Genomic DNA, 10,635 nt, shown 5'->3' on the forward strand with positions numbered 1-10,635 from the left:
GGCTCCTCAGATCGACGGCGATTTCAGCACTGGACCTCCAGCCTCGTCGCTACGAGCTGCGAATAATTCGTTCCCATCGGGTCGTTGAAGAACATACTGGTGAGCGTCGCCTGGTTCTGCGCGATGATCTCGTTGGGATTGGGCCTCACCACCTTGCGCTTGCAGCGGGCAAATGCCTCTCCGGAGGTGGCCATGTCGCTGTCCGCGGCGAAATCGACCGCGGTATAAAGCGTCGTATCGTAAATCCCGAAAATCGTGGTTCCCTTGAGGAAGGTCTTCTGCAGCGGTTTTAGCGAGAAGGTCAGTATCAGGGCGTTGTCCTTATAATCCGCCTGTATCGCCTCGGGCTTCGCCATCGCGACCGCTTTGCCGTTACTGGTGACGTTTGTGTAGTAGTTGTATTGCGCAAGCGAATTCCTGACCGTCTTGCCCACCGCTTTGAGCTCGCCGGCATCCAGCGTCATGTTGCCGTTCTTGTCGAAATCCAGCAGCACCGAGGAGGAAAAGACCTCGTCGAAACGCCAGACATTGCGAAGCTCGGCAATCGAGCCGTCTGGTGCTGCGACCACCTCGAACTTGGCATCGATAAATATATGCGGGTGGGCAAGAGCCGTGACAGGAAGGAGCGACAGCATCGCGATCGGCAGAATCGTCAGTCGTTTCATTCAGGCTCTGTCCGTGATCCGTCGGTGGCTCTGGTGTCGAGGCCTGAACTTCAATTGAGACTGATTTGAGACCCTGACGGGTTCCGGTCACGGATGGCTGGATACGTGCTGAACTCGTGCCGAGATTGAGCTCTCCACTCTATGGACTGTTCCATCTGAAGGCGGCGACAAAGCCTGAGATCAGTACCAGCAGCAGGAGCAGGTGGAATACACGGTCGGCCGTCGTCTGCGGGCCGATGCCGATGGCGATGGTGAATGCGCCGACGAGGGTTGCGAAAAGTGCAAAACTCTGGACCGCCAGAGCTACGGAGCGGGTCCACGCCGGCTGAAAGAGGCACGCGAAGATCCCGCAAGCCAGAACCGCTGCAATCAACCCTTCGGCTGTCGCGGCCCGCGCATGCTCATAGCCGCCAAGGAGCACGCCGGAGTGGACGAGCGAGGCGGCAGCAAAGAGCGTGACTTCGAAGATGAGAAGAGGTTTCGCCCAAGAGATCATGATCCGGGTCCATCACTGTCCATTGCGCAAAGATCGTATCGAACAAGAACCTGAAACAACGCGCTTGGTTTCCCTCAATGTCTTCGTTTGTTTCCATGGCTCAAAAATGCAGCCGGACTTTGTCGGATCGATGCGGTTCACCTTAGCGCGACGGTGCCCATAAACACGCGGTTTTTCCTGAAAGGCGAAGGTGGATTGCGCGCGGGCGCAAGAGGCATATCGTTATGTCATGGAGCACAGCGAAATCTTTCAACGCCTCGGTGTGGCGCTTGCCATTGGCCTGCTTGTCGGCATCGAGCGGGGCTGGCAGGAGCGCGACGTTCGGGCGGGCGGCAGAACGGCAGGCATCCGCACGTTCGGCCTCACCGGTTTCCTGGGCGGAATAGCCGGCGTACTGCAGTCCATGATTGGCCCATTGCTGCCGGCGACGATCGCCATCTTGCTCGGCCTCATCTATATCGCAGGCAAGTGGCAGGAAACGAAAGAGGATGAAGATTACAGTATCACCTCGGTCGTCGCCGCTCTCGTCGTTTTCGGACTGGGCGTTCTGGCTGCCGTCGGCGACGTTGTGACTGCGGCCGCCGGTGGCGTTGTCACGACGGCAATTCTTGCCGCGCGCCAGAGTCTGCACGGCTTTCTTAGGGGACTGACCTGGCCGGAACTGCGTTCGGCGCTCGTGTTGCTGGCAATGACCATGGTCGCACTGCCGCTACTGCCAGATAAGGCGCTCGATCCCTGGGGAGCGCTCAACCCTTTCTCTCTCTGGCTGCTGACCATTACCATCGCCGCCCTTTCCTTTGCGGGCTATGTCGCCATCAAGCTGACCGGCACGAGCCGCGGCATCCTGCTCGCCGGCGCCGCGGGAGGGCTGGTCTCCTCGACGGCGCTGACGCTTTCCTTCGCCCGTCATTCGAAGGAGGCGCCGCAGGGCTCGGCACATCTGGCCGCTGGGGCTGCTATTGCCGGCGCCTTGTCCTTCGCCCGCGTCTTGGTGATCGGCAGCGCCCTTTCCTTCAACTTGCTTCTGCCGCTGGCGTCTGGCCTGGTGCCGGCGATCATAGGCTTCCTGATTGCCGGCTTCCTCTGGGTCTGGCGCTCCGGCTCCGCAACGGAGGTTCCGGAAATCAAGCTGAAGAACCCGTTCGAATTGCGCATGGTGTTCTCGTTCGCCGCCTTGCTCGGGCTGATCAGTCTGATATCGAAAATGACCATTGACTATGTCGGCGCATCCGCACTTTTCGTCGTGGCTGCAATCTCCGGACTGGTGGATGTGGACGCCGTCACGCTTTCGACCGCACGGCTCGTGGGGTCTGCGATCGACGTCAAGACAGCCGCCGACGTCATCCTCATTGCCGTCGTCGTCAATGTGGTGACGAAGGCGGTCCTGGCCTTCTCGTCCGGCACGCGCGAATATGGCATGGCCCTGGCGCAAGCATCAGCCATTGCGATTGTCACGGGCGCTGTCGCCTATTTCATGCTGCGCAGCTTCATGCCCGATTGACGCGATCGGCCAGACCCGGTTGCCGTGGGAATCAGTCATCCCTTGCGCGCCGCTTTGCAGCTTGGCATTCTAATGGTGTTGCCAGATGGGTGTGGCTATGTCCGATGATTATGAGGCTACCCTGGTACGGATAACCGGCAGGGTACAGGGTGTCAGTTTCCGTGTCTGGACCCGCAACGAGGCGTCAAGGCTCGGTTTGACAGGCTGGGTCCGCAACGAATCGGATGGGTCCGTCCTCGCTTTGATCGCCGGACCTGATGCCGCGATTTCGACCATGATCGAGCGTTTCTGGCACGGGCCTGCCGGCGCATCGGTTTCCAGCGTGGATAAGCAACCGACCACTCTCGCGGAGATGCCGACTGGGTTCCGCATCACCGGCTAGCCGCGTCTGCAATGCCAACTTGCGGATCTCTCATGGCTTCAAATGCGCCGATATGTGCCGGCGCTCTTCAGAGACCGGCCTTGCGGCAAATGCAAAATGGCCTCGAGCGGCCATTATAACCATCTGATTCTCTTGAGAAAACTGGAGCGGGCGAAGGGATTCGAACCCTCGACCCCAACCTTGGCAAGGTTGTGCTCTACCCCTGAGCTACACCCGCTCATATCCGCAGCCGTCCGGGGTAGTGTGTTGGACCGCTGGGCGTCGTCTTGCGGCGACGGGCGCTATATGGCCTAACCATTTTTCAAATGCAACAGGGAAATGACGAGGTGGCGAAGAAAAATCTGCATTTTTTTCATTGCCCGCCGGAAAGCCCCAGGACGCCGGGCTTTGTCGTCTGGAAGATTGCAAAGGATTTGCGGGCGACGTATCAGGGGCGGGATATTTTTATTGCGAGACGCTCATGACCGACAACAGCCCGAAAACCCGCGACGATCTTTTCCGTTTCCTGGATGGCCTCGGCATTTCCCACAGCACCAAGGATCATGCGCCGGTGTTCACCGTTGCCGAATCGGTGTCGCTGCGCGACGAAATCCCCGGCGGGCATACGAAGAACCTGTTCGTGAAGGACAAGAAGGACAATTTCTTCCTGCTGACGGTCGAGGAGAATGCGAGCGTCGATCTGAAGACGGTGCACACGCTGATCGGTGCGACCAGCAAAGTCTCCTTCGGCAAACCCGAAAAGCTGCTAGAATATCTGGGTGTCGTTCCCGGCGCGGTGACGGCCTTCGGGGCGATCAACGATACAGGCAAGAACGTTACCTTTGTGATCGATGCCGAATTGATGGAGCACGACATCGTCAATTGCCACCCGTTGTCGAACGACGCGACGACCTCGATTGCCAGCGGCGATCTCCTTCGTTTCATGGAGGCGACGGGTCATACGCCGCTAGTCTTGAAAGTGACGGGCTGACATACGATTTTAGCGCTACGATTAGAGCGAGAGGACCTATCTTCGAATTGGCCTGTCGCTTTGGCTATTCCATTGGGCGTGATTTTATCCAAAGGCTGCTTCTTTCCTTTTGGAATCATGCTTTAAAGGGTCCAGGATACCGGCAGGCGGGAGACACTCATGAGCGGTTCAAACAATCCTTATAACGCGTCCTTCGGCGGCCAGATGTCGGCTTCGGCATCCTATGGTGCCGCACCTGTCGCATCCGGCGGCGCTTCGCCCATCAAGGACACCACGACGGCGAATTTCGCGCGGGACGTTATCGAGGAGTCGCGCAACCAGCCGGTGCTGGTGGATTTCTGGGCGCCCTGGTGCGGCCCGTGCAAACAGCTTACGCCGGTTCTGGAAAAGGTCGTCAACGAGGGCAAGGGCCGCGTCAAGCTGGTCAAGATGAATATCGACGATCATCCGGCCATTCCCGGCCAGCTCGGCATCCAGTCGATCCCGGCGGTGATTGCCTTCGTCAACGGCCGTCCGGCCGACGGTTTCATGGGCGCAGTCCCCGAAAGCCAGGTCCGCCAGTTCATCGATCGCCTCGGTGGTCCGGCTGACGGTGCCGGCGATCAGGCGGCAGAGATCGAAGCGATTTTGGAAGAGGCTGCCGGTCTTCTCACCGGAGGCGATATCAATGGCGCCGCCGAGCTGTTCGGCGCGGTGCTGCAGGCCGATCCGGAAAACGCCAAGGCGCTTGCCGGCATGGCAGAGTGCATGATCGCGGCCGGCCAGAGCCAAAGGGCGCGCGAGGCGCTGACGGATCTGCCGGAAACGCTTGCCAATGATGCCGGCATCCAGGCCGTGGTGAAGAAGCTCGATCAGATCGAGGAGGCCCGCAAGCTCGGCGATCCCGTGGCGCTCGAACAGGAATTGGCGGTCAATCCGGACAATCACGAGCAGCGCGTCAAACTTGCCAAGATCCGTAATGTCGAGGGCAAGCGCGATGAGGCGGCCGAGCATCTGCTGACGATCATGCGTCGCGACCGCGCTTTCGACGACGATGGCGCGCGCCGTCAGTTGCTACAATTCTTCGAGGTTTGGGGTGCCAAGGATCCGGCGACCATTGCCGCGCGTCGCAAGCTTTCGTCGATCCTGTTTTCCTAAGGCGTCATCTGTCCGGAAGGAACCTGACGCGCCATCCGGGGCGTCGCGGTTGCCTCGGTTGAACAGGAAAGCGAAATGCTTCGGCGTTTTGCCCGGAAATGCTCTTGTGTTTTCGGGAGAGGGGGTCACATTGTCCTGTGGCGCGGCGTGTGACGGAAGAAGAATGTCCGTTGGGGTATCGTTCTTGCGCGTCTCACAAGGCGCGGCACGGTGATGTAGCGGGACGAAAATCATGCAAGTCGGCAATGCCAGATATCTGAAGCCAAGCGATCTGCCGGATTCGGTGGTTGTCTTTCCTCTGTCCGGTGCTCTGCTTCTGCCGACCGGGCAATTGCCGCTCAATATCTTCGAGCCGCGTTATCTTTCGATGTTCGATGCCGCGATCGCCGGCAATCGGCTGGTCGGCGTCGTGCAGCCGGCGCTCGGCGAGCATCCGGAAACGCCGCATCTTGCGCATGTCGGCTGCCTTGGGCGCATTACCTCTTTCGCCGAGACGGGCGATGGCCGCTATATCGTCTCGCTGACCGGCATCTGCCGCTTCCGGCTGATGGATGAGATCACCGGCCACCACCCCTACCGCAGCTTCCGTATTACGCCCTTCATTTCCGACCTCAAGTCGCGCGACGAGGAGGATACAGTCGATCGTTCGGCGCTCCTGTTGGCCTTCCGGGCCTATCTCGATGCCAACAAACTAGAGGCGGACTGGGAAAGCGTGGAGCGCGCCAGCAACATGACGCTGGTCAATTCGCTGGCGATGATGGCGCCCTTCGATCCGGCCGAGAAGCAGGCGCTGCTGGAAGCGCCCGACCTGAAGACGCGGGCGGAGACCTTCATCGCCATCATCGAAATCGTACTCGCCCGCTTCGGGGATACCGATTCCGTCATGCAGTAGGAGGTTGCGATGGATATCACCGTCAGCAAGGTGGACCCGAAACTGCTCGATCTCCTCGTCTGCCCCCTTACCAAGGGACGGCTGACTTACGACCGCGAAAAGAACGAACTGGTGTCGGAAAAGGCGCGGCTCGCCTATCCCATCCGCGATGGCATTCCGATCATGCTGATCTCGGAGGCGCGGCGCTTAGAGGACTGAGGGGGATTGTTCTCCCGATAAAGGAACTCAGATCGCCTCTCCGGCGAGAAGCCGTGGATTGTCCCTGGCAGCCGTGCCGGCGGCCTGGCCGATGAAGAAGGATTTGACTTTCGGCAGGCGGTCGACGAGGCCGAGGCCGAAATCGCGGGCGATCCGCACCGGCGTGATGTCGTTGGAAAACAGCCGGTTCAGCACGTCGGTGGTCACCCCCATGCGGAAGGTGTCGAAGCGTCGCCAGGTCTGGTAGCGTTCGAGAATATTGATCGAGCCGATATCGAGGCCAAGGCGGTCGGCTTCAACGACGGTTTCCGCCAATGCCGCAACATCCTTGAAGCCGAGGTTGAGGCCCTGCCCGGAGATCGGGTGGATGCCGTGGGCGGCATCGCCGGCGAGTGCAAAGCGCGGTGCGACGAAGTCGCGGGCAAGCGTCAGGCCGAGCGGGAAGGCGCGGCGCTCGCCGACCGCGTGCAGCGCGCCGAGCTTGTGGCCGAAACGGCGCTCCAATTCCTCTTCGAATACCAGATCGTCGGAGGCGACCAGCCGGTCGGCATCTGCGGTGCGCTCGGTCCAGACGAGCGAGGCGCGATTGTTCTTCAACGGCAGGATGGCGAAGGGACCGGAGGGCAGGAAGTGTTCCTCGGCGCAGCCATTGTGCGGCCGCTCGTGCTCGACGGTCACGACGATGCCGGACTGGCCGTAGTCCCAGCTCACCGTCTTGATTCCAGCCATATCGCGGAGCTTGGAGCGCACGCCATCGCAGGCGACCAGCAGCTTTGTTTCCAGGGCGCTGCCGTCCGAGAGCGTCAGCGTAACGTTGGCATCGCCGGTCTTGAAGTCTGTCGCGCTGACGCCGTGGCGAATCGGAATACCAAGGCGCTCGCAAGCGCCGCGCAGCGCGCCGACCATGGTGAGGTTCGGGACCATGTGGGCGAAGGGCTGACCTTCCGCCACTTCCCCATCGAAAGTAAGAAAGACTGGCCGCACGGGATCGCTGGTGCGCGAATCGGTGACGATCATGCGGGTGATCGGTTCCGCTTCCGGCTTGATCTCGTCCCAGATGCCGAAAACCTCCAGCATCTTTGAAGCGGCGGCGATGATCGCCGAGGCGCGCATGTCCTTTTTCCAGGCGCTTTCCGGGGCGGCCTCTATGACCATGACGTCAAGATGGGGGGCTGCCTGCTTGACGGCAACCGCGGCGGCGAGACCCACATAACCGCCACCCACTACCAGCATGTCCAACATAGCGCTTCCCCGTGTCCTACTGTCATTTCCTGTTCTATATAGAGCATCCCATTCGTGGTTCCTACCGTCGGAGTTCATGCAAAATGTCGCGCGAGAACGAGAAATCGACCGCCATGCAAGTCGTGCTCGCGACGCTCGATCTCGAAACGATCGAGATGAACCTTTTTCGCGGCAACAGCCCGCAGGTCGGCTGGCAGCGCGTCTTCGGTGGACAGGTCATAGGCCAGGCGCTGATGGCGGCGCAGCGGACGGTGGCGAACGATCGTTTCGCGCACTCTCTGCATGCCTATTTCATGCTTCCCGGCGATCCCACTGTGCCGATCCTCTACCAGGTCGACCGCCTGCGCAACGGCTCGAGTTTCAATACGCGCCGCGTGCTGGCGATCCAGCACGGCAAGGCGATCTTCGCGATGACGGTTTCCTTCCAGATCGACGAGCCCGGTTTCGAGCATCAAAGCGAGATGCCGCAGGTGTCGGCTCCGGAAGAACTGATGGACGAGGAGCAGATCAAGGAGCGCTATCTCGCCAATGCGCCGGAAAATGTGCGCCGCTATTGGGAGAGGAAGCGGGCGATCGAAATCCTGCCGGTATCGCTCGATCATTATTTCTCCCGTACTGAGCCCAGCCAGCGGCAGGATATCTGGGTTCGCCTGACCGGACCGGTGCCGGATGACCGGCTCTATCGGAATGCAGTGCTTGCCTATCTCTCGGACATGACGCTCATCGACGCGGCGCTTCATGCGCATGGTACGTCGGTTTTCGATCAGGGCCTGCAAGTGGCGAGCCTCGATCATGCCATGTGGTTCCACCGGCCGTTCAAGCTCGACGACTGGTTGCTCTATACCCAGGATAGCCCAAGCGCCTCAGGCGCGCGCGGCTTGGCCCGCGGCAGTCTTTTTACGCGCTCTGGTGTCCTGATTGCGTCGGTGGCGCAGGAAGGTTTGATTCGTAAAAAGGCAAATGATTAAATAATATGCAATTTTTCAAATTTGCATATTATTTGTGCGCGAGGCGCGCCGAGATCTGCCGCTTTATTAGGTGCCTTCCGCAAAGTCGTTAAAATTCAATTAGTTATAATAGTGTCACGAATCTGGCACGTCCCTTGAATGTGTACCCTTAGTCGCTGCTGAAACAGTCGTCAGCGGCAAGGAGAGTCGGCTCCGTGCCGAGGGTAACAAAGGATGGGAAACCAGATGAAAATTGTGATGGCCATTATCAAGCCGTTCAAGCTCGATGAGGTCCGTGAGGCCCTCACGGCTGTCGGCATCCAAGGCCTGACTGTGACCGAAGTGAAGGGTTACGGGCGCCAGAAGGGGCACACCGAAATCTATCGTGGCACCGAATATGCCGTCAGCTTCCTGCCGAAGCTGAAGATCGAAGTCGCGGTCGCAACCGAAATCGTCGACAAGGCCGTCGAAGCCATCGCGGCGTCCGCCAAGACGGGTCAGATCGGCGACGGCAAGATTTTTGTCTACTCGATTGACCATGCCGTGCGCATCCGTACGGGCGAAACCGATTCAGACGCGCTGTAAGACACGGCCGATCAGGGAGTTATTTGCAATGACATCTACAAAGCTTTCCTCCACTCTTGCACGGATAGGCGCGCTTTCTGCGGCCTTGCTCGCGCCGGCGGTTGCCTTTGCGCAGCAAGCCACGACGGCGGCAGCACCGGCCGCCGCTGCCGCAGCACCGGCAATGACCATGGACAAGGGTGACAACACCTGGATGCTGGTTTCGACGGTTCTCGTTCTTCTGATGACGATTCCGGGCCTGGCGCTGTTCTACGGCGGTCTCGTCCGCGCCAAGAATATGCTCTCCGTCCTGATGCAGGTCTTCATGATCACCGCGATGGTCATGATCATCTGGTGCGTCTATGGCTACTCGCTTGCCTTTACCGACGGCGGCTCGCTGAACAGCTTCGTCGGCGGCTTCTCCAAGGCCTTCCTCGCTGGCGTCAGCACCGATCCGAAGGATCTCGTCGAAACCTTCACCAAGGGTGTTGGCATTCCGGAGCTGACCTATGTCTGCTTCCAGATGACCTTTGCCTGCATTACGCCGGCCCTGATCGTCGGCGCCTTCGCCGAGCGCATCAAGTTCTCGGCCGTCATGCTCTTCGTCTTCCTGTGGGTCACGTTCATCTACTTCCCGATCGCTCACATGGTCTGGTTCTGGGGTGGTCCGAGCTCGTACTCGGCTCCGTCGGGCATGGTCTTCGGTTTCGGCGCGATCGACTTCGCGGGCGGCACGGTCGTTCACATCAATGCCGGTATCGCCGGTCTGGTCGGCGCGATCATGCTTGGCAAGCGCACCGGCTACAAGAAGGAGATCATGGCTCCGCATTCGATGACGCTCACCATGGTCGGCGCTTCGCTGCTGTGGGTCGGCTGGTTCGGCTTTAACGCCGGTTCCAACCTCGAAGCCAACGCTTATGCTTCGCTCGCCATGATCAACACCTTCGTTGCCACCGCTGCCGCCGCTCTTTCGTGGTGCGTGGTTGAAACCTTCACCCGCGGCAAGGCTTCGATGCTCGGTGCTGCTTCGGGTGCCGTTGCTGGCCTCGTCGCCGTCACACCGGCTGCCGGCTTTGCCGGTCCGATGGGCTCCATCGTTCTCGGCCTGCTGGTTTCGCCGATCTGCTACTTCTTCGTCGACGTCGTGAAGAACAAGTTCAACTACGACGACAGCCTCGACGTCTTCGGCGTTCACTGCGTTGGTGGTATTTTCGGCGCCATCGCGACGGGCATCCTGGTCAATCCGGCCCTCGGCGGTGCAGGCATCGTCGACTATTCGACGGCCGACTTTGCAGCCTCCTATCCGGGCACCGCAACCCAGTTGCTCGCTCAGGTGAAGGGTGTTCTCACCACGCTGATCTGGTCGGGCGTCGGTTCGGCGATCCTCTACAAGATCGTCGACGTGATCGTCGGCCTGCGCGTGACGCCGGAAGCAGAGCGCGAAGGTCTCGACCTCGCCTCCCACGGCGAAGCCGCTTACCACAATTCTTAAATCTGGAGCTTGTGGCGCCGGGACAAAGTTCCCTGCGCCCTCAACATCCCGTCGCGGCCTATTTCCTCGAAATTGAGCCGCTTTTGGCCCGGACCTTGGTTCGGGCCTCTTTTGTTTGCGCGGCCGCTCGCGCGGCGCAGCGATAAATT

Annotated in this window: 12 protein-coding genes and 1 tRNA gene; 9 read left to right on the forward strand and 4 right to left on the reverse strand. The window is 60.0% G+C overall.

Annotated features, from left to right (window positions below; translation table 11 throughout):
• Positions 1-23: 23 nt before the first annotated feature.
• The gene (locus ACXHXG_RS18265) at positions 24-665 is read right to left on the reverse strand and encodes a DUF1007 family protein (RefSeq protein WP_283047893.1); all 642 of its coding nucleotides are present in this window, start codon (positions 663-665) and stop codon (positions 24-26) included.
• A gap of 139 nt (positions 666-804) precedes the next feature.
• Positions 805-1,161: a hypothetical protein gene (locus ACXHXG_RS18270; RefSeq protein ID WP_283047892.1), complete on the reverse strand. Its 357-nt coding sequence runs from the start codon at positions 1,159-1,161 to the stop codon at positions 805-807.
• Between the two features lie 229 nt (positions 1,162-1,390).
• On the opposite strand from ACXHXG_RS18270, the gene ACXHXG_RS18275 reads away from it, so the two are divergent.
• Positions 1,391-2,662, forward strand: coding sequence for an MgtC/SapB family protein (locus ACXHXG_RS18275; RefSeq protein ID WP_457900192.1), 1,272 nt, complete (start codon positions 1,391-1,393; stop codon positions 2,660-2,662).
• A gap of 97 nt (positions 2,663-2,759) precedes the next feature.
• Positions 2,760-3,044 (forward strand): acylphosphatase, encoded by a 285-nt coding sequence (locus tag ACXHXG_RS18280; protein WP_457900193.1) that lies wholly within the window; start codon positions 2,760-2,762, stop codon positions 3,042-3,044.
• A 142-nt stretch (positions 3,045-3,186) separates the two neighbouring features.
• On the opposite strand, the gene ACXHXG_RS18285 is transcribed toward ACXHXG_RS18280, so the two are convergent.
• Positions 3,187-3,261: transfer RNA gene (locus ACXHXG_RS18285), tRNA-Gly, on the reverse strand.
• Between the two features lie 243 nt (positions 3,262-3,504).
• Here ACXHXG_RS18285 and ACXHXG_RS18290 point away from each other — a divergent pair.
• The 4 genes from ACXHXG_RS18290 to ACXHXG_RS18305 all read left to right on the forward strand — a co-directional run bounded on the left by ACXHXG_RS18290 (position 3,505) and on the right by ACXHXG_RS18305 (position 6,241).
• A complete protein-coding gene (locus tag ACXHXG_RS18290; RefSeq protein ID WP_104824689.1) occupies positions 3,505-4,014 on the forward strand; it encodes a prolyl-tRNA synthetase associated domain-containing protein in 510 nt (169 codons plus the stop codon).
• Between the two features lie 159 nt (positions 4,015-4,173).
• Positions 4,174-5,151: a thioredoxin gene (trxA, locus tag ACXHXG_RS18295; RefSeq protein WP_104824688.1), complete on the forward strand. Its 978-nt coding sequence runs from the start codon at positions 4,174-4,176 to the stop codon at positions 5,149-5,151.
• A 232-nt stretch (positions 5,152-5,383) separates the two neighbouring features.
• The gene (locus tag ACXHXG_RS18300) at positions 5,384-6,043 is read left to right on the forward strand and encodes an LON peptidase substrate-binding domain-containing protein (protein ID WP_104824687.1); all 660 of its coding nucleotides are present in this window, start codon (positions 5,384-5,386) and stop codon (positions 6,041-6,043) included.
• Positions 6,044-6,052: 9 nt separating this feature from the next.
• Entirely contained in the window at positions 6,053-6,241 is a 189-nt protein-coding gene (locus ACXHXG_RS18305; protein ID WP_104824686.1) for a Trm112 family protein, read from the forward strand.
• 27 nt (positions 6,242-6,268) lie between these two features.
• On the opposite strand, the gene ACXHXG_RS18310 is transcribed toward ACXHXG_RS18305, so the two are convergent.
• A complete protein-coding gene (locus ACXHXG_RS18310) occupies positions 6,269-7,483 on the reverse strand; it encodes a ubiquinone biosynthesis hydroxylase (protein WP_457900194.1) in 1,215 nt (404 codons plus the stop codon).
• A gap of 83 nt (positions 7,484-7,566) precedes the next feature.
• Between ACXHXG_RS18310 and tesB the strand changes: the two genes are divergently transcribed.
• The 3 genes from tesB to ACXHXG_RS18325 all read left to right on the forward strand — a co-directional run bounded on the left by tesB (position 7,567) and on the right by ACXHXG_RS18325 (position 10,486).
• Positions 7,567-8,451 carry an acyl-CoA thioesterase II gene (gene tesB, locus ACXHXG_RS18315; protein ID WP_457900195.1) on the forward strand — a complete coding sequence of 295 codons (885 nt, stop codon included), beginning with the start codon at positions 7,567-7,569 and terminating at the stop codon, positions 8,449-8,451.
• A gap of 213 nt (positions 8,452-8,664) precedes the next feature.
• Positions 8,665-9,015 carry a P-II family nitrogen regulator gene (locus ACXHXG_RS18320; RefSeq protein WP_199773498.1) on the forward strand — a complete coding sequence of 117 codons (351 nt, stop codon included), beginning with the start codon at positions 8,665-8,667 and terminating at the stop codon, positions 9,013-9,015.
• Positions 9,016-9,043: 28 nt separating this feature from the next.
• Positions 9,044-10,486 carry an ammonium transporter gene (locus ACXHXG_RS18325; protein ID WP_457900196.1) on the forward strand — a complete coding sequence of 481 codons (1,443 nt, stop codon included), beginning with the start codon at positions 9,044-9,046 and terminating at the stop codon, positions 10,484-10,486.
• The last annotated feature ends 149 nt before the right edge of the window (positions 10,487-10,635 follow it).

Source organism: Rhizobium sp. LEGMi-198b, assembly GCF_054114205.1.

Bases quoted from the DNA above. Each gene is read 5' to 3' on its own strand.
- ACXHXG_RS18265 (WP_283047893.1), bottom strand. From the start codon at position 665: ATGAAACGACTGACGATTCTGCCGATCGCGATGCTGTCGCTCCTTCCT.
- ACXHXG_RS18270 (WP_283047892.1), bottom strand. From the start codon at position 1,161: ATGATCTCTTGGGCGAAACCTCTTCTCATCTTCGAAGTCACGCTCTTT.
- ACXHXG_RS18275 (WP_457900192.1), top strand. From the start codon at position 1,391: ATGGAGCACAGCGAAATCTTTCAACGCCTCGGTGTGGCGCTTGCCATT.
- ACXHXG_RS18280 (WP_457900193.1), top strand. From the start codon at position 2,760: ATGTCCGATGATTATGAGGCTACCCTGGTACGGATAACCGGCAGGGTA.
- ACXHXG_RS18290 (WP_104824689.1), top strand. From the start codon at position 3,505: ATGACCGACAACAGCCCGAAAACCCGCGACGATCTTTTCCGTTTCCTG.
- trxA (WP_104824688.1), top strand. From the start codon at position 4,174: ATGAGCGGTTCAAACAATCCTTATAACGCGTCCTTCGGCGGCCAGATG.
- ACXHXG_RS18300 (WP_104824687.1), top strand. From the start codon at position 5,384: ATGCAAGTCGGCAATGCCAGATATCTGAAGCCAAGCGATCTGCCGGAT.
- ACXHXG_RS18305 (WP_104824686.1), top strand. From the start codon at position 6,053: ATGGATATCACCGTCAGCAAGGTGGACCCGAAACTGCTCGATCTCCTC.
- ACXHXG_RS18310 (WP_457900194.1), bottom strand. From the start codon at position 7,483: ATGTTGGACATGCTGGTAGTGGGTGGCGGTTATGTGGGTCTCGCCGCC.
- tesB (WP_457900195.1), top strand. From the start codon at position 7,567: ATGTCGCGCGAGAACGAGAAATCGACCGCCATGCAAGTCGTGCTCGCG.
- ACXHXG_RS18320 (WP_199773498.1), top strand. From the start codon at position 8,665: ATGGGAAACCAGATGAAAATTGTGATGGCCATTATCAAGCCGTTCAAG.
- ACXHXG_RS18325 (WP_457900196.1), top strand. From the start codon at position 9,044: ATGACATCTACAAAGCTTTCCTCCACTCTTGCACGGATAGGCGCGCTT.